22 protein-coding genes are annotated in these 23,112 nt (G+C 62.5%); 13 read left to right on the forward strand and 9 right to left on the reverse strand.

The features are described from left to right. Positions 1–63 precede the first annotated feature (63 nt). The 3 genes from folP to folK all read left to right on the forward strand — a co-directional run bounded on the left by folP (position 64) and on the right by folK (position 1,871). Positions 64–906 carry a dihydropteroate synthase gene (folP, locus tag BQ8794_RS33375; protein WP_077383998.1) on the forward strand — a complete coding sequence of 281 codons (843 nt, stop codon included), beginning with the start codon at positions 64–66 and terminating at the stop codon, positions 904–906. Between the two features lie 109 nt (positions 907–1,015). Then, complete coding sequence (folB, locus tag BQ8794_RS33380; RefSeq protein WP_077383999.1) at positions 1,016–1,375, forward strand: dihydroneopterin aldolase; 360 nt, start codon at positions 1,016–1,018, stop codon at positions 1,373–1,375. Further along, positions 1,359–1,871 carry a 2-amino-4-hydroxy-6-hydroxymethyldihydropteridine diphosphokinase gene (folK, locus tag BQ8794_RS33385; protein ID WP_077384000.1) on the forward strand — a complete coding sequence of 171 codons (513 nt, stop codon included), beginning with the start codon at positions 1,359–1,361 and terminating at the stop codon, positions 1,869–1,871. Before folB ends, folK begins: the two co-directional genes overlap by 17 nt. 175 nt (positions 1,872–2,046) lie before the next feature. On the opposite strand, the gene BQ8794_RS33390 is transcribed toward folK, so the two are convergent. The 6 genes from BQ8794_RS33390 to BQ8794_RS33415 form a co-directional block, all read right to left on the reverse strand. Beyond that, a complete protein-coding gene (locus tag BQ8794_RS33390) occupies positions 2,047–2,595 on the reverse strand; it encodes a DUF924 family protein (RefSeq protein WP_077384142.1) in 549 nt (182 codons plus the stop codon). Positions 2,596–2,614: 19 nt separating this feature from the next. Then, positions 2,615–4,450 (reverse strand): monovalent cation:proton antiporter-2 (CPA2) family protein, encoded by a 1,836-nt coding sequence (locus BQ8794_RS33395; protein WP_077384001.1) that lies wholly within the window; start codon positions 4,448–4,450, stop codon positions 2,615–2,617. Between the two features lie 294 nt (positions 4,451–4,744). After that, positions 4,745–5,299, reverse strand: coding sequence for a hypothetical protein (locus tag BQ8794_RS33400; RefSeq protein WP_077384002.1), 555 nt, complete (start codon positions 5,297–5,299; stop codon positions 4,745–4,747). 189 nt (positions 5,300–5,488) lie between these two features. Then, positions 5,489–6,577, reverse strand: a complete 1,089-nt coding sequence (locus BQ8794_RS33405) for a YcjF family protein (RefSeq protein WP_077384003.1) — start codon at positions 6,575–6,577, stop codon at positions 5,489–5,491. Beyond that, entirely contained in the window at positions 6,574–8,088 is a 1,515-nt protein-coding gene (locus BQ8794_RS33410) for a YcjX family GTP-binding protein (RefSeq protein ID WP_077384004.1), read from the reverse strand. Before BQ8794_RS33410 ends, BQ8794_RS33405 begins: the two co-directional genes overlap by 4 nt. A gap of 65 nt (positions 8,089–8,153) precedes the next feature. Next, positions 8,154–8,657: a SixA phosphatase family protein gene (locus BQ8794_RS33415; protein WP_077384005.1), complete on the reverse strand. Its 504-nt coding sequence runs from the start codon at positions 8,655–8,657 to the stop codon at positions 8,154–8,156. Positions 8,658–8,920: 263 nt separating this feature from the next. On the opposite strand from BQ8794_RS33415, the gene dksA reads away from it, so the two are divergent. Beyond that, positions 8,921–9,337 (forward strand): RNA polymerase-binding protein DksA, encoded by a 417-nt coding sequence (dksA, locus tag BQ8794_RS33425; RefSeq protein ID WP_006202025.1) that lies wholly within the window; start codon positions 8,921–8,923, stop codon positions 9,335–9,337. A gap of 200 nt (positions 9,338–9,537) precedes the next feature. Here the strand turns inward: dksA and BQ8794_RS33430 are convergent, their stop codons facing one another. Beyond that, positions 9,538–10,308 (reverse strand): flagellar biosynthetic protein FliO, encoded by a 771-nt coding sequence (locus BQ8794_RS33430; RefSeq protein WP_167378937.1) that lies wholly within the window; start codon positions 10,306–10,308, stop codon positions 9,538–9,540. Between the two features lie 372 nt (positions 10,309–10,680). On the opposite strand from BQ8794_RS33430, the gene cckA reads away from it, so the two are divergent. Next, positions 10,681–13,251, forward strand: a complete 2,571-nt coding sequence (gene cckA / locus BQ8794_RS33435) for a cell cycle histidine kinase CckA (RefSeq protein WP_077384007.1) — start codon at positions 10,681–10,683, stop codon at positions 13,249–13,251. A gap of 84 nt (positions 13,252–13,335) precedes the next feature. After that, positions 13,336–14,046: a purine-nucleoside phosphorylase gene (locus tag BQ8794_RS33440; protein ID WP_077384008.1), complete on the forward strand. Its 711-nt coding sequence runs from the start codon at positions 13,336–13,338 to the stop codon at positions 14,044–14,046. Here BQ8794_RS33440 and BQ8794_RS33445 read toward each other — a convergent pair. Further along, on the reverse strand, positions 14,043–14,348 hold the full coding sequence (locus BQ8794_RS33445; RefSeq protein WP_077384009.1) for a ribbon-helix-helix domain-containing protein: 306 nt from the start codon (positions 14,346–14,348) through the stop codon (positions 14,043–14,045). The two genes, BQ8794_RS33440 and BQ8794_RS33445, sit on opposite strands and share 4 nt — an antisense overlap. Positions 14,349–14,626: 278 nt before the next feature. Here BQ8794_RS33445 and BQ8794_RS33450 point away from each other — a divergent pair, with 278 nt between their 5' ends. The 3 genes from BQ8794_RS33450 to BQ8794_RS33460 all read left to right on the forward strand — a co-directional run bounded on the left by BQ8794_RS33450 (position 14,627) and on the right by BQ8794_RS33460 (position 17,270). After that, a complete protein-coding gene (locus BQ8794_RS33450; protein ID WP_077384010.1) occupies positions 14,627–15,022 on the forward strand; it encodes a VOC family protein in 396 nt (131 codons plus the stop codon). 79 nt (positions 15,023–15,101) lie between these two features. Then, on the forward strand, positions 15,102–15,650 hold the full coding sequence (locus BQ8794_RS33455; RefSeq protein ID WP_077384011.1) for a Twin-arginine translocation pathway signal: 549 nt from the start codon (positions 15,102–15,104) through the stop codon (positions 15,648–15,650). Between the two features lie 48 nt (positions 15,651–15,698). Next, the gene (locus tag BQ8794_RS33460; protein ID WP_077384012.1) at positions 15,699–17,270 is read left to right on the forward strand and encodes a GMC family oxidoreductase; all 1,572 of its coding nucleotides are present in this window, start codon (positions 15,699–15,701) and stop codon (positions 17,268–17,270) included. Positions 17,271–17,336: 66 nt separating this feature from the next. On the opposite strand, the gene BQ8794_RS33465 is transcribed toward BQ8794_RS33460, so the two are convergent. Then, a complete protein-coding gene (locus BQ8794_RS33465) occupies positions 17,337–17,732 on the reverse strand; it encodes a hypothetical protein (RefSeq protein ID WP_077384144.1) in 396 nt (131 codons plus the stop codon). A 302-nt stretch (positions 17,733–18,034) separates the two neighbouring features. Here BQ8794_RS33465 and urtA point away from each other — a divergent pair, with 302 nt between their 5' ends. The 4 genes from urtA (at position 18,035) to urtD (ending at position 23,077) form a co-directional block, all read left to right on the forward strand. Next, positions 18,035–19,345, forward strand: a complete 1,311-nt coding sequence (gene urtA / locus BQ8794_RS33470; RefSeq protein ID WP_077384013.1) for an urea ABC transporter substrate-binding protein — start codon at positions 18,035–18,037, stop codon at positions 19,343–19,345. A gap of 124 nt (positions 19,346–19,469) precedes the next feature. Then, positions 19,470–21,086, forward strand: a complete 1,617-nt coding sequence (gene urtB, locus BQ8794_RS33475) for an urea ABC transporter permease subunit UrtB (protein WP_077384014.1) — start codon at positions 19,470–19,472, stop codon at positions 21,084–21,086. Further along, positions 21,083–22,327, forward strand: coding sequence for an urea ABC transporter permease subunit UrtC (gene urtC, locus BQ8794_RS33480; protein ID WP_077384015.1), 1,245 nt, complete (start codon positions 21,083–21,085; stop codon positions 22,325–22,327). Before urtB ends, urtC begins: the two co-directional genes overlap by 4 nt. 3 nt (positions 22,328–22,330) lie before the next feature. Then, a complete protein-coding gene (gene urtD / locus BQ8794_RS33485) occupies positions 22,331–23,077 on the forward strand; it encodes an urea ABC transporter ATP-binding protein UrtD (protein ID WP_077384016.1) in 747 nt (248 codons plus the stop codon). The last annotated feature ends 35 nt before the right edge of the window (positions 23,078–23,112 follow it).

Here is a 23,112-nt window from a genome sequence, read left to right on the forward strand (position 1 = left end):
CGCTACGGCCGTTGCCGACGCAACGGAATTGATCTTCGGTGGATCATACATGGTTGATCGACAATGACGACAGGGCGATGGCAGCTGGCGCATGGGCGCCATCTCGACCTTGCCGGCAAGGCGGTGATCGTCGGGATCCTCAATGTCACGCCGGACAGTTTTTCCGACGGCGGGCTGTTCGTTGCGCCCGAACAGGCGATCGCCCAGGCGCGCCGGATGGTGGAAGAGGGGGCCTCAGTCATTGACGTCGGTGGGGAGTCGACACGCCCCGGCGCATCTCCGGTAGCCATCGAGGAAGAGCAGGCCCGCGTGCTGCCTGTCATCGAGGCGCTCGCCGGGCTCGGCGAGGCGCTGATTTCGGTCGACACCTATCGCGAGGACACCGCCCGGCTTGCCGTCGCCGCCGGCGCGCATATCCTCAACGACGTCTGGGGCCTGCAACGCGAGCCGGGCATCGCGCGGGTCGCGGCCGAGACCGGCGCCGGGCTTGTCATCATGCACACCGGGCGTGACAGGCAAAAACTGCCCGACGTGATCGAGGATCAGTTCTTCTTCCTCGAGAAGTCCCTGGAAATCGCCCGGCGGAGCGGCGTTGCCGACAACCAGATCGTGCTCGATCCGGGCTTTGGCTTCGCCAAGGAAACCGCGGAGGAAAATCTCGACCTGATGGCACGGTTTTCCGAGCTCGATGTCTTGGGCTTTCCGCTGATGGCCGGTACATCGCGAAAGCGCTTCATCGGCGCCGTCACCGGCCGCGACGCTTCGGGCAGGGGGGCCGGAACAGCGGCGACGAGCGTCATACTGAGGCTCAAGGGCGCGCAGCTTTTTCGCGTCCACGATGTCGCAATCAATGTGGATGCGCTGGCGGTTGCGGATGCTATGCTGGCGCGTGAAACCGCCGCATAGCTCGCAAATCGAAATCGGTTCCAGCAGGATGCGTAGATTAAAAGCCTTAGAGCGTAGTCTGTGCGGCCAAGCGGACGCGCATCGCTCCAATCGAGCAGGACGCTGAGCGATGTATATCATCCGCATGAAAAATTGCGCCTTCTTCGCTCGGCACGGCGTGCTGGATGAGGAGGAGACGCTCGGCCAGCGTTTCTATGTCGACGCCGCGCTCACCGTCGAACCCGGCCGCGCGCTGGTCGATGATTCCATCGAGGATACCGTCCACTATGGCGTTGCTTTCGGGGTGATCGAAAAGATCATAACCGGGGAGAGGCGTTTTCTGATTGAAGCGCTGGCGCTGGAGGTGGCCCGGGCGCTGACTGCCCGCTTTCCCCAGATCAAAAAGGCCGAGATCACTGTGCGCAAGCCGAACGCGCCGGTGCCCGGCGTGCTCGATCATGTCGAGGTGACCGTTGCCTGGCCCGAATAACACGGTCTACCTCAGCCTTGGCGGCAATCTCGGCGACCCGGCAAGGTCGATGGGCGCGGCGCTGCGCATGCTGGACGCCGACGGGAACACGCGCGTCGTTGTCGTCTCCTCGCTTTACCGCACGCCGCCCTGGGGCAAGCTCGACCAGCCGGATTTTCTCAATGCGGCCGCCGAAATTTCGACCGTGCTCGCGCCACATGCATTGCTCGATCTCTGTCTCGACGTCGAACGCAGGCTGAAGCGGGTGCGCGAGGAGCGCTGGGGTCCACGGCTGATCGACATCGACATTCTGGTGTTCGGCGATCGGATCATCCACGAAACCGGTCTGGAAGTGCCGCATCCGCGCATGCTGGAGCGCGCCTTTGTTCTGGCGCCGCTGGCCGAGATCGCGCCTGACCTCACCGTCGACGGCAGAAGCGTGGCGGAGCGGCTTGCCGCTCTCGACAGCGCCGGCATCGAGCGACTGCCGTCCGGCCGGGATTGGTGGCTGGCTTGACGTCATAAATGCCGGAAAGGCCACAATCGTCAACGGCAATCGCTTCAGGTTTGCACTGCCCCTCATCGCCCTGCCGGGCACTTCTCTCCGTATAGTGACGGGGAGAAGGACGCCTTCGCAAAGGATTTCGCCAATGTCCAGCAATCTTTGTCTGAGGCGATTGACCTGCGCGAAGTCAGCCGGAAAACCCGCCGCCGTCGAGGAACACCTGCTCCTCCGGCGTCGTCTCTCGGCCAAGCATCCTGTTTCGATGCGGAAAGCGGCCGAAGCGCTGAATGATCTCCAAGTGCTCGACGGCATACTTCAGATAGGATTGGGCTTTGGCGGTGGTGAGGTCCACCGATTTGAGCTGGTCGGCGAGATGCTCCGAATGCTCATAAGGCAAATAGAGGAAGACGCGAAGCTCTTCGTCGAGCGCCAGATCCTGGCCGGCGGTGATCGCCTTTTCGGCAAAATGCCTTGCCAGCGGGTCGGTGGCATACATATGGCCGGTGCCGCGAAAACAGTTTCGTGGGAACTGGTCGAGCAGGATCATCAGCGCCAGTGAGCCTTCGGCATGCTCCGACCAGTCGTCGCATTCACGCCGCGCGGCAGCGTAATGCAGGTCGAGAAACCGGTTGCGGAACTCTGCGTCGAAGGCGTCATTCTTCTCGAACCATGCATCTTTCCCGGCGTTACGCCAGAATTTGGTGACGGAGAGCGCGCGCTCGTCCAGTACGGTCATCTGTTTGGTCTCCACGTGTTTAGTCGGCAGGCTCGGATTTGTGCAGAACGCCGGCGGTCTCTTCATTGAGCGCCTGACCGGTGCGGCGCGGCTGGCTGAGCGGTGTCGGAATGGGTGTGCCGATATTGCCCTTGAGGAAGCGCGCTCCGGCGCGAACCCCTTCGGCGAGCTGCAACTCGAAACGGGCGGCATCGCGGTGGCGGAGGTCCTCGATCACCTCGGCGACTTCCTCGGGGTCGACGCCCAGCGCTTCCAGCGTGGAGCCGCCGAAGACAAGCGCTGATTCGAAGGTTTCGCGAATCTGGAAATCGACGTCGGCACGTATCAACTGCAATGCGGTTCCGCGGTCGAAAGCGCGTGCCAGCACGGTGAGCAGGGGAAACTCCGCCTTGATCAGCTTTGCGATCCGGACGGCGACATCGGGCTTGTCGACGCAGATCAACACGGCGCGCGCGCGGCCGGCGCCTGCGGCACGCAGAATGTCCAGCCGCGTGCCGTCGCCATAATAGACCTTGAAACCGAAATCGGCCGCCGCCTGGATCATCTCGACCTCATTGTCGATGATCGAGACGTCGATCCCGCGCAACAGCAGCGGCTGGCTGGCGATCTGGCCGAAGCGGCCGAAGCCGATGATCAGCACGCTGCCGGTCAGGCCATCGGCGATGTCGACGCCTTCGAGCGACTGCTCGTCGCGCGGCGTCAGATACCGCAATGCCAGAATGGCCAGCGGCGTCAGCACCATGGAGATGATGACGATCGCCGTCAGCGTCGCGTTAGCCTGGCTGTCGATGATGCCGACCGCCGCGGCGGCGGAATAGAGAACGAAGGCGAATTCGCCGCCTTGCGCCATGAAGACGGCGCGCTCGAGCGCCTCCCGGTGGCCGGTCTTGAGGATGCGGGCGACAAGGTAGATGCCGATCGCCTTTATCACCATGTAGGCGACGACGTAGATGGCGACAAGCCGCCAGTTCTGGGCAACCACGTGCAGGTCGAGCGACATGCCGACAGCGAGGAAGAACAGCCCGAGCAGCACACCGCGGAATGGTTCGATGTCGGCCTCGAGCTGATGGCGGAAGCTGGATTCCGACAACAGCACGCCGGCCAGGAAAGCGCCCATCGCCATCGACAGGCCGCTGAGCTGCATGGAAAGCGCCGACCCCAGAACGACCAGAAGGGCGGCGGCGGTCATCACTTCGCGGGCGCGGGCATCCGCCAGGATGCGGAAGAACGGATTGAGCAGGTAACGCCCGGCCAGCACCAGCCCGACGATGGCGGCAAGACCGATGCCCACCTCCGTCAGCCGCTGCGTCAAGCTCATATCGGCGCCGCCCGGTGCCAGGAAAGCGATCAGCGCCAGCAGCGGCACGATCGCCAGGTCTTCGAGCAGCAGGATGGAGACGATGCGCTGGCCTTTGGGCGCGGCGATCTCACCGCGTTCCTCCAGAAGCTGCATGACGATCGCCGTCGAGGTCAGCACGAAACCGGCGCCGGCGACGAAGGATTGCGAGACCGGAAAACCTCCCGCCAGTCCGACGCCGGTCAGCAACAGCGCGCACACGCCGACCTGCAATGCCCCAAGGCCAAAGATCTCTCGCCTGAGGCCCCACAGCCGTGACGGCTGCATCTCCAGCCCGATGATGAACAGGAACATGACGACGCCGAGCTCGGCGACGTGAAGAATGGCTTCCGATTCGGAAAAGATGCCGACGCCGAACGGGCCGATGACCACGCCGGCCGCCAGATAGCCGAGGATGGAACCAAGCCCGATGCGCTTGAAGATCGGCACGGCGACAACACCGGCGGCGAGCAGCGCCACGACGTGGATCAGATCGCTGCCCGCTGCTTCTGCCGCCATGCCTGCCGTTCCGTTCTCTCTAAGGACCGCTGCACGTGCTGCGGCATCGAGCGGCCAAGATAGGGGCTTCGGCTGAGATCGAACAGTCCGAATCCGGAAACTGGTGCAGCAGTGTTGCAGGCGCGCTCCGGTGGCCGTGGCTGCCGCTTTTTTGGTGAATAGTGAATAGTGAATAGTCAGTAGTCAGTAGTCAGTAGTCAGTAGTAGTCTGAAGTGATATCTAATCCCATTCACCATTCACCATTCACTAATTGCACAGCGCGCCGCAAGTCCACTGGATGCGCAGGCGATCGGTCAGTTCGGCGCGATGGAGCCGACTTCGAGCGTATCGACGCGCTTTAGCTTCATGCCGATGACCGGCACCAATTGCTGGTCGACGCGCACCGCAACCGTCACTGTCATCGAATTGTCGTTGGGGACAAGAGCCTGCATGACGCCGCGCAACTGGTTACGGTTGATGGTGAAGACGACCTTGTTGGCGCTGACCACGTTGCCGCCGATGATGTCGAGCCCGGAACCGGCGGCACCGCCCATGAAGCTGCCCTTGTAGCCCTCGCGGCCCTTGTGCTGGATCGTCGCCGACATCTGCTGGGTGAACATGCCGACCCGGCAACCGCCGTCGAGCGACATGCCGATCTTGCCGTCCGGCGTCGAACCGGTGAAATTGCAGGTGAATTTCGTGCCCTTGTATTTGCCGGCGACAATTTCCCCCGGGCCGACCCATTCGCCTTCCACCGATCGAAAGAACTTCTTGTCCCGTTCTGCCGCAAAGGTCTTTTCGGCCATGCCGGCAGTTGTTGAAACCACGACTGCCATGGGCAGGACGCTAGACAAGATCACGCTTTTCATCGACGACACCCGGCAACAAAGAGACTAGTTTGGAACCCGTCCGACCATGAACAAGATTGGTTAATGCTTCGTCACCGCTTGCGCATGGCCCCGAAAACCGGCGCGATTTGCGCTGAGATCATGGGCGAATCGACCGTGCTGCAGCACCCCTTTGCGCGCCACCAGGACGTGCGGCGTCGGAGACGGTTGTCACGTGTCGGAAGCGGATGTTTCCTTCTGCTTTTTGGTTGCAAATGATGTCAGCGCGGACAGGAAATCGCCCATGCCGGGACGCCTCGCGGCGCTGAAGGGCAGGGGCCTTGCGGTTTCCATCGCAGCAATGCCAATGCGCGCCGTCATCATGCCGTTGACGACGCCTTCGCCAAGTTTTGCCGAGAGCCGGGCGGCAAGGCCATGGCCGACGATCTGCTGCACGAAACTGTCGCCGACGGCAATCGAGCCGGTCACCGCCAGATGGGCGAGGACGCTGCGTGCCAGCCGGAAGAACCCCAGCGTGCCCGGCCGGCCGCCATAAAGCTCCGACAGCCGGCGAATCAGCCGGCCGGCTTCGAACACGACATAGGCGACGTCGACCAGAGCGCGAGGGCTGACCGCCGTCACCAGCGACACACGCTTTGCCGCTTCGAGGATCATCACCTTGGCGCGCGCATCGAGGGGACCGAGGATTTCGGTCTCGGCCAGGCGCACCAGATTGCCACCGTCGATGATCTCGTCGCGCAAGTCTGCCAGGGCGCGTCTGCCGGCCGCGGTTTCGGGCTTGGCCGCGACAAAGGCCGACAGTTCGTCGACCACGGCGCGAGCGGCTTTCGGATCGTCGCGGGCGATGGCGTCGAGCGCCCGCTTCTGCAGCTTTTCGACCTCGGCGAGGCGGGCGATCGCCAGGAACTCGCGGGCTAGGATGACCAGGAGCGCGAGCAGCGCGATCACGGCCATGCCGGCGGCCAGCCAGCCCAGCCATTCGGCACGGGTGAACAGATCGCGAATCAGCTGGTCGGTCCAAAGGCCGAGGGCCAGCGAAACCAGAACGCCCAATGCGCCGAAAAACAGGCTGCCTGATATCGAACGCTGCCGCGGCGCGGTCGCCGGCGGCGGTTCGGCGGCGATGATGTCCGGCTCGTCGAAAACGTCGATTTCCGCCGGCGTGACGACGGCAAGGTCAGCGTTCACGGTGCGTGGTTTTCTGGCCGCGGCGGCGTCGGGCTGGCGCAAGGCCGCCTGTTGCTTTGGCGGGGCTTCCGGCTCGATGCGAAATGCCGCGGGCTTGCGGGGCGCGGTCATGCCAGGTGATCTCCGATCAGGAACTGCAGGGCGCGGTCGAGCCTGATATGTGGCAGCGACAGCGTAACGCCTTCGGCAGTGCGTTCGAGTTTTGGCGGGCGAAAGCGCACGAAGCGGATCGCCGGGTCCTGATTGCCCTGCCGATGGCCTGGGCTCTGCCGATGGCCCGGGTTCTGCCGACGGTCTGGTCCAGAGACATCGAACACTGCATCAATTTTTTCCGGTAAGTCACCGGGAAATATGGCTGTCTCTGTTCTACCATCAAATGTTTCGCCGTTGATCTTTTCACCTTTCAACGGTGTGCCGATGATGACCGGCAGCGTTTCACGGCTTTGCTTGACCGTGCCTTCGCGGGTCGCTCGCACCGCCGCCAGGGCGACCACGTCGACATCGGCGCCGGTGAAATTCGCCCGCGCCACGGCACGGTCGGCAAGCCGCCGCACGATCGCCTGCAGCCGGTCGTGACTTTCGTGATGCAGATGATCCGCCTTTGTCGCCGCCACCAATATGCGGTCGATGCGTCTTGAAAAAAAGTCCGTCAGGAAATTGCCGCGACCGGGGCGGAAGCAGGCGAGGATTTCGGTCACCGCACGTTCGAGATCGGCCATCGCGCCGGGCCCCGCATTCAAGGCCTGCAGGGCGTCTATCACCACGATCTGACGGTCGAGGCGGGTGATGTGCTCCCGGAAGAACGGCTTTACGACATGCGTCCTGTAGGCCTCGTAGCGCCGCTCCATCATCGCCTGAAGCGACCCGGACCGCGCCCGCCGCTCGCTCAGGCCCGGCAGCGGCGCGAAGGTCAGCGCCGGTGAGCCCTCAAGATCGCCGGGCATCAGGAAACGGCCGGGTGGCAGGGTCGAAAGCGCCCGCTCGTCGAGCTTGCATGCCTTGAGATATGCGGCGAAGCTCTCGGCGAGGCGTCGCGCCGTCATCTCGTCGGCGTCGGCATTCGCGTCGATTGCGGCGGAGAGCGCGCGCCATTCCTGCGAAAGGTCGGCGCGCACCGGCAGCACGGCCATGTCAAAGGCTTCGCGTGAGAAATCAGCGTAGGATTTGCCGAGCAGCGGCAGGTCAAGCAGCCATTCCCCAGGATAGTCGACGATATCGACCGACAACCTGCCTGATGAAAACATGCGGCTCCAGCCGGAGGCCGATTCATATTCGATGGTAAGCCTCAGCTCGGAAATGGCACGTGTCGAATCCGGCCACAGGCAGTCGTTGACCAGGGCCGCGATGTGGTCCTCGTACTGGAATCGCGGCACGGCGTCATCGGGTTGCTCTTCGAGGAAGGCACGGGCGATACGCCCCGATTTCTGCGCCTCGAACAGCGGCAACCGCCCGCCATGGATCAGATTGTGGACAAAGGCTGAGATGAACACCGTCTTGCCGGCGCGGGAGAGGCCGGTAACACCCAGCCGCAGCGATGGCGAAAAAAGCGCCGTAGCACGCCCCGACAGAGTATCCAGGGCAATCTTCGCCTCGTCGGTGAAAGTGGTCAGCGATGATGCCAAAATGCGGTCTCTCGGGGCTTCGGTCCGCCCCGATATAGGCGCTGCCGGCTACGTTTGAAATGGCGTCAGATATCGGCCGGCGACAGGAAGGCTTCGAGATAGCCGGTGCCTTGCGCGGCGTTGGCAAGACTGCCTGGAAAACGGACGATCGCGAGGCCGGAGGTCGGGAAGCCGTGGTTCAGCATTCCCCTCGCAGCCTCGTCGCCTTCGCCCGAAAGCGCGATGGTGAGATCTTCCGTCATCGGGTTGTGGCCGACGATGAGCAGCGAGCCGGGCCCGCCATTGCCGCGGATGAGGTTGAGATAGCCGGCGGCATCCTCGCTGTAGAGCGTCTCCAGGAACAGGACCCGGCCCGTATCGGTGTGACCGGCCAGGCCTTCCAGCGTTTGGCGCGCTCGCTTTGCATTCGAGCAAAGGGTTAGGTCCGGGACGTAGTTGCAGGCCCGCATGACCGCACCCATTGTTTCGGCGTCGGCGACGCCGGATGCGTCGAGCGGACGATCGAAATCGCGCATGCCCGGCAGGGCCCATCCGGCCTTCGCATGCCTCAGCAGATAAAGCTTGCTCACCGGTCCCTCGCTTGTGCCAAACACCGAAACTCGTCAAAAGGCGCTGCGGGATTAGTCATGAGAAAGGCCTTGCGCACAATGGCCGGCCGCCACAAACCCAACGAATCATACGCGAATTCGGTCGCGCCCTTCATGCGAATGATGCGGCCCATGGCATTTTGCCCGAGATTAACAATTGCGTGAAACTGTCGTCGATTGCGCTTGTGCAGCATTCGGTCCGTGAATATATAGGCGCCAAATTTGGGGCTGTCTGGGTGAGTCGAATGAACGACATCGTTACCGCCGATTACGTACCCTCCGAAGACGAGCCGTTCATGAACGAGCGGCAGAAATCCTACTTTCGCCTGAAGCTCGTCACCTGGAAGAACGACATACTGCGCGAAGCGCGCGAAACTCTCGAAATCCTGCAGCAGGAAAACGCCAACCACCCCGATCTCGCCGATCGCGCCTCTTCGGAAACCGACCGCGCCATCGAACTTCGCGCCAGAGATCGCCAGCGGAAACTCATTTCAAAGATCGATTCTGCGCTTCAGCGAATCGATGAAGGCACTTACGGTTATTGTGAGGAAACCGGCGAGCCGATCGCGCTGAAGCGGCTCGATGCGCGTCCGATCGCGACCCTGTCGATCGAGGCGCAGGAGCGCCACGAACGCCGCGAGAAGGTCTACCGCGACGACTGAAGCACGGGCGAAGCGTCGAAACGGGCGAAGCGTCTACAAAGCAGCCAATAGCGAATTTGTTTCATGGCCGGTCTCCGGCCATTTAATGCATGTCGCGCAAAAGTGCGCAGCGGTTTTGCGATAACGACATGCATAAAACAAGAACTTAAAGCGCGTCGCATGAATCCCTTCAAACGCGACGCGCTTTAGTCGTTGGCCGGTTATCTTTTCTGGCTGGACAACTCGCCGAGAAGCTTCGTCATCTCGTCATCGAGAGACGACGGCGCTTTCGCCGCCGGCTTGCTCTCCGGCTTGGCGGGGTGCGGGTCATCAAACGGGACCTCGAGCTCCCTCATCAGCGTATCGTCGATGGAATCCTCTTTTGCCAGGGAATCCTGCTTAGCCGGGGAATCCAACTTTGCCGGGGAATCCTGTCTTGCCGGCGATGGCGCGTACCGAACGGCATTGGTGTAGGCGGGCAGCGGCGTGATGGTCGCCGATTGAGGGCTTTGCGCTGCTGGCCTCGGCGCCGGCGCCGGTGCGGGCTGATGCGGCCGGACAGGCGTTGGGGCCGTGCTTGCCGGCTGCGGAGACGGTGCTTGCCTCACTGGCGCGGGGGCCGGTTGAGGCGCGCGCGGCGGCGGCGCCGGCTGATGGCCGCCGCCATCTCCGGTCAGTGCAGGCCGGCGCAGCGCCGACAGCCTGATGTCGCGTTCGACGACGACGTCGGTCGGGCCGCCGATCAGCAGCAGGTGCTCGATATCGTCGCGGCGCACCAGCACCAATCGGCGGTGACTGTCGACTGCGGTGGCGTCCATCACGGCCAGCCGCGTCTTGCGGTTCCTGCCGCCGGCAACGAATGTTCCAAAGGTCAGATTGCGGACCAGCTTGATGATCAGGAGAACGATGACCACAAGGACAAGCGCGACAAAGGTCCACAGGATTGCCGCGGCATAACCAGGACCCGCCACGCTATCAAGCCACTGCAGCATTGGTGCCCCCAAAATCAGCTTTCGAAGAAGACGCGACACTAGACTGTTGCGGCACGCGACTGCAAGTTACGTTTCGCGCTTCGTGAACAGCCTTGAAACACCCATGTGGTGGATTTCAAGTTTCTGCGAATTGAGGGCGTCAGCGTTCCCACTTCAATCCACGACACTGGATTTATCAGCAAGTTGCCGGTGTGATGAATCCGAAATTCGCTCGCGTCGGACCAGGATGGATGCGAATTTCGGAATCACCGCACCAGGCGCCGAACGGGGTGTCGTTTTTAGCGGACAGTTGCCGCCAAGGCCTTTTCCGGACCCTGAGAATGTGATTCAACCGGGCAGGGGCAAGTACCGGAATTCACGAGCAGGGGGCACATGGCCAAGGAAGCGCGCGGCGATTTCTATCCGGTACCGATCGTCGACCAGAACACGCGACCGGGCGCGGTCACCCGGCTCATCGTCTTCATCGTTGTGCTGACAGGAGCCGCGATCGTTTTCGGCCTTTTCCGAGAACGTCTTGGCGATCCATTCCTGCTTGGAATGCTTGGCGTGCTGGCGATGATCGGTGTCGGCTTCCTGTTCGCCACCGCCATCGGCTTCGTGCAGATCACGCCGCGCTCGACGAGTGACGAACTGTCGAAAGCCTTCGTCGATTCAATGTCGCAAGGCCTTCTGGTCACCGACACCAAGGGTCGTGTCGTCTACGCCAATCGGGCCTATGCCGACATGACGGGCGCGGCTTCTGCGGCGGACCTAAAGACCGTCGAAGGGTTGCTGTCCGATGTTCCCGAGGCCTCGGTGACCATATACCGGCTCGCCTCCGGCCTGCGCGACGGCCAGCCCGGCGACGGTGAGTTTCGGCTTGCCCAATCCATTCGACCTGGCGCCGAGCCGGGCGCGCGCTGGTACCGTGTCCGCGCCCGCGCCTTCAGCGTTCCCGGCCAGCGGCTGCCCTTGCTCGCCTGGCAACTCGCCGACATCTCGAAAGAACGGGCCGAGCAGGAGCGGTTCTTCCTTGATCTGCAGGAGGCCATCGACCATCTCGACCATGCGCCTGCCGGCTTCTTTTCGGCCGACCAGGAAGGCCGCGTCACCTACATCAACGCCACGCTTGCGGAGTGGCTGGGCATCGACCTGACGAGCTTCACGCCTGGTGCCGTCACGCTTTCGGAGATCGTCGCCGGCGACGGCATGGCGCTGGTCCGCTCGGTCAAGGCCGATCCCGGCACCACCCGCAATGCGGTCATCGATCTCGATCTGACGACAGTGAAGGGCGAGGCGCTGCCCGTGCGTTTCATGCATCGGGTTTCGGCCAGCCGCGAAGGCGCCAACGGTCCGACGCGCACCATCGTGCTCAACCGCACGCAAGGCGAGGACGCTTCCGCCGATCTGCGCGCCTCGGAGATACGCTTCACCCGCTTCTTCAATTCGACGCCGATGGCAATAGCGGCTGTCGACAACCGCGGGCGCATCTTGCGCACCAACGCGCCTTTCCTGTCGCTGTTTTCCTCCGTCGTCGACGGGGACGCGGTCGATCGGCGCGTACGGCTGGACACGGTGATCCATGAGCGCGACCGCCCCGCCTTTGCCGCGGCGTTCGAAAAAGCGCGACAACGGCAGGCCGATATCGAACCGATCGATACGCTGCTGCCCGGCAATGAAGAACGGCACATGCGCTTCTACGTCAACGCGGTTGCCGACGGCACCGGCGAGGGCGCCGAAGAATCGGCCATTGTCTACGCCGTCGAGACCACCGAGCAGAAGGCGCTCGAGGGCCAGATGGCGCAAAGCCAGAAGATGCAGGCAGTCGGCCAGCTTGCCGGCGGCATCGCACACGACTTCAACAATGTGCTGACCGCCATCATCATGGCGTCGGACCTCTTGTTGACCAACCACCGCCCGTCGGACCCGTCCTTCCCCGACATCATGAACATCAAGCAGAACGCCAACCGGGCGGCCTCGCTGGTGCGGCAGCTTCTGGCCTTCTCGCGCAAGCAGACGCTGCGGCCGGAGGTGCTCAACCTGACCGACGTGCTTGCCGATCTGCGGATGCTGCTGGCCCGTCTGGTCGGCAACGACATCAAGCTGAAGGTCGATCATGGCCGCGATCTGTGGCCGGTGAAGGTCGACATCGGGCAGTTCGAGCAGGTGGTGGTCAATCTGGCGGTCAATGCGCGCGATGCGATGCCGAACGGCGGCGAGCTCACCGTGCGCACCCGCAACGTGACCACAGAGGAGAGCAAGAGCCTTCCCTACCGCGAACTTGCGCCGGCCGATTATGTGGTGGTCGAAGTCGAAGACACCGGCAGCGGCATCGCCCCCGAAGTGCTCAAGAAGATTTTCGAACCGTTCTTCACCACCAAGGAGGTCGGCAAGGGCACCGGCCTCGGTCTGTCGATGGTCTATGGCATCATCAAGCAGACAGGCGGCTTCATCTTCTGCGATTCCGAGGTCGGCAAAGGATCGGTGTTCCGCATCTTCCTGCCGCGCTACGTTGCTGAGGCGAGAACGGCAGGCGAGCCCGGCGAGGCGCCGGCTGCACCGGCAAAGATCGCCGACGCAGCCAAGGACCTGTCAGGTTCGGCCACGGTGCTGCTGGTCGAGGACGAGGATGCCGTGCGCATGGGCGGCATGCGGGCGCTGACGTCGCGCGGTTACACCGTCCACGAAGCGTCCTCGGGCGTCGAGGCGCTGGAAATCTTCGAGGCGCTCGGCGGCAAGGTCGACATTGTCGTTTCCGATGTGGTGATGCCGGAAATGGATGGGCCGACGCTGCTTGGCGAATTGCGCAAGCGGCAGCCGGACATCAAATTCGTCTTCGTTTCCGGCTATGCGGAGGACGCGTTCGCCAAGAACCTGCCGGCAGACGCGCATTTCGGTTTCCTGCCGAAGCCGTTTTCGCTCAAGCAACTGGCCACAATCGTCAAGGATGTGCTGGAATCTTAGGGCTCACTAATTCGCACTTGCGAAATGGCGTGAGACTGCCATGATTATGGGGGAAACAGGCGGCGGGTTTTGGGGGAGCATGCCGTGACGCCGCACAACGAGGCAGGCAGGGGCGATTATGCCGCAACAGTGCTGTTGCCGGGCGATCCGCAGCGTGCCGAATGGATGGCGGAAACCTTTCTCGAGGCGCCGCGCTGCGTCAACCGTCGAAGGCAGGCCCTCGGTTTTACCGGCCTGTTTCGCGGCAAGCCCGTCAGCATACAGTCCACCGGCATCGGCGTCTCGTCATTCCTGATCTACGCGCATGAATTGCTGGACTTCCATGGCGTGAGGACACTGATCCGCACCGGTACCTGTGGTGCCCTGACTGCCGCGGTTAAACTGCGCAGTTTAGTGATCTCGCAAGCGGTGCGGGGTGAAAGTGCCGAGAGCGGCCAGGTTTTTGGGCTCTATGGTGCCGATGCCGGACCCGATCCGGAGCTGGTTTCCCAAGCCCTGGCCCGGGCTGCCGAAATCGGCATCGAACATCAGGCCGGGCTGACCATCTGCAGCGACATATTCTATCATCCCAAGGGGCGCGACCGCTTCGCCGAAGCGCAGGCACAGGGCGCGCTGGCCGTGGATATGGAGACCAGCGCGCTCTATCGCATCGCCGCGCATTTCGGCGCCAGGGCTTTGTCGATGCTGACTGTCGTCGACAATGTGGTGACCGGCGAGCAAACAGATTATTCCGAACGCCAGGCGCTTTTCACCGATATGGCCCGCCTGGCGCTCGATGTCGCGATCGAAAGTTAAGCTGCCTGCCGCTTCGGCGCCGTGTGTTCTTCGATGCCGGGCCGATGGCCGCGCAGATAGAGAGCACAGGTCGTGCGCAGCATCGAGGCGAAGTTCGGAATCTGGCCATTGATCTCGATGGCCTCGTCATAGAGCTTCGAGATGAATTTCGGCGTCGTCAGGCCCTGGCTGTCGGCGATCTCGTCGAGCAATGCCCAGAACGTCGCCTCGAGCTGGATGCTGGTCGAATGCCCGTCGATACGAATCGACCGGTTGATCTGCCGGTAGCCCTCCGGATCCTGCCCGGCAAAAACCCTGCACATCGTTACCTCCCGTTCTTATTGATCTGGCCGTTCTTGTCGGTTCTGGCCATCCTTGTTGATTTTGGGCGCAATCAGAGGTGATTCGCGCCTTTGGGCAGTGCCTGTCGTGGCCAATTATCTTCAGCTGGAAAGCGGAAAACAGCAATCGGACTTTCGTCCTTAGGCGGTTCCCACCCCGTCGTTAGATTAGCGCGTGGTAATCGGCTGCCACCACGTTTGCCGCAACCCGCGCATAATCACGCCGACGCGCACATCGCGCTTACCGCACGGAGTGTCATTTGGCGAAGGCGATCCATACCATGATCCGGGTTCTCGACGAGGCCCGGTCCGTCGACTTCTACCGGAAAGCGTTTGGACTGGACGTCGCCGAACGGCTCGATTTCGAAACCTTTACGCTCGTCTATCTGAGCAATGCCGAGGCGGAGCTCGAAGTCGAGCTCACCGTCAACAAGGGCCGCCAGGAGCCTTATGCGCTCGGCGACGGCTACGGCCACCTCGCGGTTTCGGTCGCCGATCTGGACAGCGAACATGACCGGCTCGGCGCGCTTGGCCTGAACCCGAAGAAGATCGTCGAGCTCAACCGCGACGGAGCACTGCTCGCACGCTTCTTCTTCATCGAGGATCCCGATGGCTACAAGATCGAGGTTCTGCAGCGTCAGGGCCGGTTCAAATAGGAGATACTACGGCCGCGCCGGCCAGCGCGGCGCCAGCCAGGGCACGTTCGGGTGCGAATAGCAAGCAAGGGAGGAACAATTGGTCACGATTTATGAGAGCAAGCCGGTCCATGAAACGAAGCCAGCGCTATCGCGCCGCGAGCTTCTGAAGCGCGGCGGTGTCGGCGCTTTGCTGGTCATTTCAGGCAGTGCCGTCATCAGCCCGGAACATGCCTGGGGTCTCGAAACATCCGCGCTCAAGCCCGAAACCATGGCGACCCTGATCCAGATGGCGCGCGACATCTACCCGCACGACCAAGTGCCTGACAAATATTACGCAATCGCCGTCAAGGCGCATGATGAGCAGGCCGGCAAGGACCCTGCCCACAAGGACCTTATCGAAAAGGGCATCGCAGATCTCGACTTGAAATCGGGCAAGGGCGGCTACACCGGTCTCGGCTGGGAGGAGCAGCGCGTTGCGGTGCTCAGGGATATCCAGGACACGCCGTTCTTCCAGGCCGTCCGCGGCGGGCTTGTTGTCGGCCTCTACAATCAGAAGGAGGTCTGGCCGATCTTCGGCTACGAGGGCGAATCCTACTCCAAGGGCGGCTATATGGCGCGCGGGTTCGACGACATCGAGTGGCTCTGAGCCCCCCGTCGTCGCAACCGCACACAACAGACATAACGGGAGGAAACCTTGGCACCACCATTTGATCTCAACAACGACGGCGTGGTCGTCATCATCGGCTCGGGCGCCGGCGGCGGCACGCTCGGCAATGAGCTTGCGCAGAAGGGCATCGATGTCGTCATGCTGGAGGCGGGCGCCCGTCACGAATACGAGGATTTCATCAATGACGAGTGGGATTCATTCGCCCAGCTCGCCTGGACGGACAAGCGCACGACCTCGGGCGACTGGCGGGTGGCGAAGGATTTCCCCAACCTGCCGGCATGGATCGTCAAGGCGGTCGGCGGCTCGACCACGCACTGGGCGGGCGCTTCGCTGCGCTTTCAGGAGCACGAATTCAAAACGCTTTCGACCTACGGAAAACTGGACGGCGCAAACCTGCTCGACTGGCCGATCACGCTTGCCGAGCTGGAGCCCTACTACGCAAAGGCCGAAGACAAGCTCGGCGTGACGCTCACCAACAACATCCCAGGCCTTCCCGGCAACAACAACTTCAAGGTGATGAAGGCCGGCGCCGACAAGCTCGGCTACAAGGAGTGCCACACCGGCCGGATGGCAATCAATTCCGAGCCGCGCGACGACCGCAATGCCTGCCAGCAGACCGGCTTCTGCTTCCAGGGCTGCAAATGGGGCGCCAAATGGTCGACGCTCTACAGCGAAATTCCCAAGGGCGAGGCGACCGGCCATCTCGAGGTCAGGCCGAATGCCATGGCCATCAAGATCAACCACGATGCGTCAGGCAAGGTAACCGGGGTCGTCTATGCCGACAAGGACGGCAGACTGAGGGAACAGAAGGCCCGCATCGTCGCCGTCGCCGGAAATTCGATCGAGAGCCCGCGGCTGCTGCTCAATTCGGCATCGAGTCAGTTTCCCGACGGCCTTGCCAATTCGTCGGGGCAGGTCGGCAAGAACTACATGCGCCACACCACCGGCTCGGTCTACGGCATCTTCGACAAGCCGGTGCATATGTATCGCGGCACCACCATGGCCGGTATCATCCGCGATGAGGCCCGCAACGATCCCTCGCGCGGCTTCGTCGGCGGCTACGAACTCGAGACGCTGTCGCTCGGCCTGCCGTTCATGGCCGCCTTCCTCAATCCCGGCGGCTGGGGGCGTTCCTTCACCACGGGGCTCGACCACTACGACCACATGGCCGGCATGTGGATCGTCGGCGAGGACATGCCGCGCCAGGAAAACCGCATCACGCTGCATGCCGATATCAAGGACGCGCACGGCATGCCGGTGGCGGACGTCCATTTCGACGACCATGCCAACGACACGGCAATGCGCAACCACGCCTACAAACAGGGCTCGGCGCTCTACGAGGCGGTCGGGGCGACGCGGACCTTCCCGACGCCACCCTATCCGTCGACCCACAATCTCGGCACCAACCGGATGAGCGAGAAGGCGGCCGACGGCGTCGTCAACAAGCATGGCCAGGCGCACGATATCAAGAACCTGTTCGTGTCGGATGGCAGCCAGTTCACCACGGGCGGGGCTGAAAATCCGACATTGACGATCGTGTCGCTGGCGATCCGTCAGGCCGAGTACATTGCCGGACAAATGTCGGCCAAAAGCATCTAGCCATACCCTCCCGACTGCTGCTGGCGCGGAACCTCACAAGGTTTCGCGCCTCTTCTTGCCGGCCGTTCAACGCTTCGTGCAGGTCGAGGCGGTGAAGGCGCCGTCAGGCTGCTTCATGATGATGTCGAAGGACGGGCTGGTTTGACCGTCCAGGGTGGCTTGCGTGAGCGAGATCGAGTTGCCGCCGGTCGTGTAGCCGCCCAACGGGCCCAACCAGGTGATCTCGCCATTTGCATTCATCTGATAGTTGTAGCCCTGCCCAGCGGTTCCGAAGCTCACCGGGCCGCTATAGACATTGCCCTTGATGGTGATGTCGCCAAGGCTGAGGAACATGCCAAGCAGATAGACTTCGCAGTGATAGCTGCCGTCCGGCAATTTGCCATCGGCGAAGTCGGCGCGGGCGCTGCCGGTTGCCGCAACCAGAAGCATGGTGCTGAAAATGCGAGAAATCCTGGAGGTCATGCGGTCGCTCTTTTGAAGATCGATCTTGCCCCATTTTCCTGCAGCGCTGCAACGGTTCGCCGTCTTTGAGGCGGTTTTGCTCAAATTTCATGCATTAATTCGCGAGTGATCAAAAATTAGGCGAGGGCGGGGAGTTTTTTCTCAAGCAGAGCACTGGCAGCGGCGCTTATCTTTGGCGGCTAATATATTAACCGGCTGATAGGGCTAGGAAATCCAAGCTCCCTTGGTTTTGCTCCTGTGGTTGGCACAGCCGTTGCATGGTCTGTTTGCGATGCGATCAACCAGTCAGGGAGTTTTGAAATATGCGGGGCAGTTTCTCGACAATAACAAAGATGTTTTCGGCAGGCGCGGTCACGGCCGGCCTGCTGATGAGCGTCCCGGCCAGGGCGGCTGACGACACGATCAAGGTGGGTATTCTCCACTCGCTGTCGGGGACCATGGCGATTTCGGAGACGACGCTGAAGGACGCCATGCTGATGCTCATCGAAGAGCAGAATGCAAAGGGCGGCCTGCTCGGCAAGAAACTCGAAGCGGTCGTCGTCGATCCGGCTTCGAATTGGCCGCTGTTCGCCGAAAAGGCGCGCGAGCTGGTCTCCAAGGACAACGTCGCGGCGGTGTTCGGTTGCTGGACCTCGGTGTCGCGCAAGTCGGTGCTGCCGGTGTTCAGCGAGCTCGACAACATCCTGTTCTACCCCGTCCAGTATGAGGGCGAGGAGAGCGAGCGCAACGTGTTCTACACCGGTGCGGCGCCGAACCAGCAGGCTATCCCGGCTGTCGACTATCTGATGAGCGAGGACGGCGGTTCGGTGAAGCGCTGGGTGCTTGAAGGCACCGACTACGTCTATCCGCGCACCACCAACAAGATCCTCGAAGCCTATCTGAAAGCCAAGGGCGTCGCCGCCGAAGACATCATGGTCAACTACACGCCGTTCGGCTTCTCCGATTGGCAGACCGAGGTCGCGGCGATCAAGAAGTTCGGCTCCGCCGGCAAGAAGACCGCCGTCGTCTCGACGGTCAATGGCGACGCCAACGTGCCGTTCTACAAGGAGCTTGGCAACCAGGGCATCAAGGCCGAGGATATCCCGGTCATGGCCTTCTCGGTCGGCGAGGAAGAGCTTGCCGGTCTCGACACCGCGCCGCTCGTCGGTCATCTCGCCGCCTGGAACTATTTTCAGAGCATCGATACGCCCGAGAACGCCAAGTTCATCGCCGACTGGCACAAATTCATCAAGAACGACAAGCGCACCACCAACGACCCGATGGAGGCCCACTATGTCGGCTTCAACATGTGGGTGAAGGCGGTCGAGAAGGCCGGCACCACCGATCCTGACAAGGTCATCGACGCCGTGGTCGGAGTCTCGGTGCCGAACTTGACCGGTGGTTATTCGACGATGATGCCGAACCATCACATCACCAAGCCGGTGCTGATCGGCGAAATCCAGGCCGACGGCCAGTTCGAGACCGTCTCGCAGACGTCTGGCCTGGTGATGGGCGACGAGTGGTCCGACTATCTGGCCGATTCGAAGGACCTGATCTCCGATTGGCGCGCGCCTCTGTCCTGCGGGAACTTCAATGTCGCAACCGGCAAGTGCGGCGGCAAGGGAACCAACTGATCCTCCCGGGTCTGACGGTCGTGGATTTCTCCACGACCGGGACCGCGACGCGTCCGGGCGAGCTCGTCTCTCCTCCAGTCCGCCCGGACGCGAAGTTTCAACCCTCAAGAGTCGCCAGAAATCGATGATCCTCACCCGTGCGATCGGCCTGACGCTGCTGCTCCTCCTGGGGATGCTGTCGCCGTCGAACGCTGCCGAAGCGGACCTGCGCGCCATCATCGCCAAATTTGCCACTGCCTCGAATTTCTCGGCCACCGAAGCTGTCGTGCGGGAGCTGGCCGCCACCGGTGACACTGCCGTCGAACGTCCGCTTGGCGCGCTTGCCGAGGGCGATCTCTACGTCCGCAAAGCCGATTCGCTGGTTTTCATCGGTAAGGCAGCTGGCGGCAGCGTTGAGTTGCTCGACCCGCTGAGCGGTGAAAAATCCGGCGACGCGGCCAAAAGCGAGATCACCAAGATCAAAGTCAACAACACGCTGCGCCGCGCCGTCCGCGATGCGCTGGGCACGCTGACGCTCGGCGCAAAAGATCCGGCCGCGCGCATTGCCGCCGCCGACACCATGTTCAAGACGCCCGATGCGACAAACATCGAGCCGCTCGATGCCGCAATCGCCAGCGAGACCGTGGCAAGCGTCAAAGCGCTGCTCGAACAGGCCCGCGCCGCATCGGTTCTGGTGTCCGACAGGCCGGAGGCCGACAAACTGGCGGCTGTCGCCCTGATCGGCGGGCGCGGCGATCGCAATGCGCTTTCCCTGCTCACCGCCGTCGAGGCCAATTCCGAAGGCGCGGTCAAGGACGCGGCGACGGCGGCGATCGCCAACATCAACTCGACGCTGGCGCTGTGGGATGCGGGCCAGAACATCTGGTACGGCATCTCGCTCGGATCGGTGCTGTTGCTGGCGGCGATCGGCCTCGCCATCACCTTTGGCGTCATGGGCGTCATCAACATGGCGCATGGCGAAATGGTGATGCTCGGCGCCTACACGACCTTTGTCGTGCAGGAGGTGATCCGAAACTCCTTTCCCGGCCTGTTCGACTGGTCGCTGGTTATCGCGCTGCCGCTCGCCTTCTCGGTCGCGGCGCTCGTCGGCCTCGTCATCGAGCGGGGCGTGATCCGTTTCCTCTACGGCCGGCCGCTGGAGACGCTGCTGGCGACATGGGGCGTCTCGCTGATCCTGCAGCAGGCGGTGCGCACCATCTTCGGGCCGACGAACCAGGAGGTCGGCAATCCGTCGTGGATGTCGGGTTCGTTCTATATCGGCCAGCTTGCGGTGACTTGGAACCGGCTCTGGATACTGGTATTCGCGCTCGGCGTGTTCGCGGTGCTGCTTTATGTGATGAAGCGCACCCCCTGGGGCCTGCAGATGCGCGCCGTCACCGCCAATCGCCGCATGGCCGCTTCGATGGGCATCAGGACGCCGTGGGTCGACGCGCTGACCTTTGCCTTGGGATCCGGCATTGCCGGCATCGCCGGTGTCGCGCTCAGCCAGATCGACAATGTCTCGCCCAATCTCGGCCGCGGCTATATCATCGACAGCTTCATGGTCGTCGTCTTCGGCGGCGTCGGCAATCTCTGGGGCACGCTGGTCGGCGCCTTCTCGCTCGGCATCGTCAACAAGTTCCTCGAACCCTATGCCGGGGCGGTCCTCGGCAAAATCGTCGTGCTGGTCCTCATCATCCTGTTCATCCAGAAACGCCCGCGCGGCCTGTTCGCGCTGAAGGGCAGGTCGGTGGAAGCATGATCACGGGACGCTTCTTCGCCGCCGGCGCCGACCGCCGCATCGCCATCACGATCTTCATCCTTTTGGCGATCGCCATCATCGTGCCGCTGCTCAATCTTGCGGTCTCGCCAACAAGTGCGTTCTACGTGCCGTCCTATGTCGTCGCGCTCACCGGCAAATACCTCTGCTACGCGCTGCTCGCCTTGGCGCTCGATCTCGTCTGGGGCTATTGCGGCATCCTTTCGCTCGGCCACGGCGCCTTCTTCGCGCTCGGCGGCTACGCGATGGGCATGTATCTGATGCGCCAGATCGGCTCGCGCGGCGTCTACGGCAATCCGCTGCTGCCGGACTTCATGGTGTTCCTGAATTATGGGGAATTGCCGTGGTTCTGGTACGGTTTCGACCAGTTCTGGTTTGCCGCGATCATGGTGCTTGCGGTGCCCGGCCTGCTCGCCTTCGTCTTCGGCTGGTTCGCCTTCCGCAGCCGCGTCACCGGCGTCTATCTGTCGATCATCACCCAGGCGATGACCTATGCGCTGCTGCTTGCGTTTTTCCGCAACGACATGGGTTTCGGCGGCAACAACGGCCTGACCGACTTCAAGGATATTCTCGGTTACAACGTGCAGGCCGATGCGACACGTTCGGCATTGTTCGCGGCCAGCGCCGTCACGCTGGCGCTCGCCGTCTTCGTCACCTGGGCGATCGTCGGTTCCAAATACGGCAAGCTGCTGATGGCGGTGCGCGACGCCGAGAGCCGCACGCGCTTTCTCGGCTGGCGCGCCGAGAACGTCAAACTGTTCGCCTTCACCGTGTCGGCTGTCATGGCCGGCATTGCCGGCGCGCTCTACGTGCCGCAGGTCGGCATCATCAATCCAGGCGAGTTCGAGCCGTCCAATTCGATCGAGGTCGTGGTATGGGCGGCCGTCGGCGGGCGCGGCACCATCGTCGGGCCGATCATCGGCGCGCTCGTGGTCAATGCCGGCAAATCCTGGTTCACCGGCGTGCTGCCGGCGTTCTGGCTGTTTGCGTTGGGCGGACTGTTCGTCGCCGTCACGCTGTTCCTGCCCAAGGGCATTGTCGGCATGTGGGATTCCTGGCGCGGCAATGCCAGGGCGCTGCGCGCAGCCTCGATCACGAACCCGATCAATGGGGAGGCCGGCACCGATCCTGCCGTCCCGCCACCGCCGAAGATCGTTCGCTCGGCTGCGAGAACGCCTGGCGACTGGTCCGCATCCGGTCCCGAACCGCAGCCGGCGGAGTGAGCAATGCCGAAGAGCAACACCATCCTCTATCTCGACGGCGTCTCGGTTTCCTTCGACGGCTTTCGCGCCATCAACAATTTGTCGCTGGTGCTCGACAAGGGCGAGATGCGGGCGATCATCGGTCCGAACGGCGCCGGCAAGACCACGATGATGGACATCGTCACCGGCAAGACGCGTCCCGACGCGGGCGAGGTTTACTTCGACGGGCAGGTCGACCTGACGAAACATGACGAGGCCGAGATCGCCATGATGGGCATCGGCAGGAAATTCCAGAAGCCGACGGTCTTCGAAAGCCACACGATCGAGGACAACCTGATGCTGGCGCTGAAGGGCCCACGCTCGATCTTCCCGGCACTGTTCCATCGCCGATCGGCGGCGGAGGCGCGGCAGATCGACGACATCCTCGGCATCATCCGGCTCGGTGACAAGCGCGACGAACTCGCCGCCAATCTCAGCCACGGACAGAAGCAATGGCTCGAGATCGGCATGCTGCTGGCGCAGGATCCCAAACTGCTGCTGGTCGATGAACCGGTCGCCGGCATGACCGACGCCGAGACCGAGGAGACAGCGCGGCTGCTTAGGGATATTGCTCGCGACCACTCGGTCATCGTCGTCGAGCACGACATGCATTTCGTGCGCGAGCTCGGCGTCAAGGTCACCTGCCTGCACGAAGGCTCGGTGCTTTCCGAAGGTTCGCTCGATTTCGTTTCGGCCGACGAACGTGTCGTCGAAGTCTATCTGGGGAGATGATCATGGTCTGGCGCATTCCGTTCCATCATTTCGAT

Source organism: Mesorhizobium prunaredense (genome assembly GCF_900156895.1).
Lineage (GTDB): Bacteria > Pseudomonadota > Alphaproteobacteria > Rhizobiales > Rhizobiaceae > Mesorhizobium > Mesorhizobium prunaredense.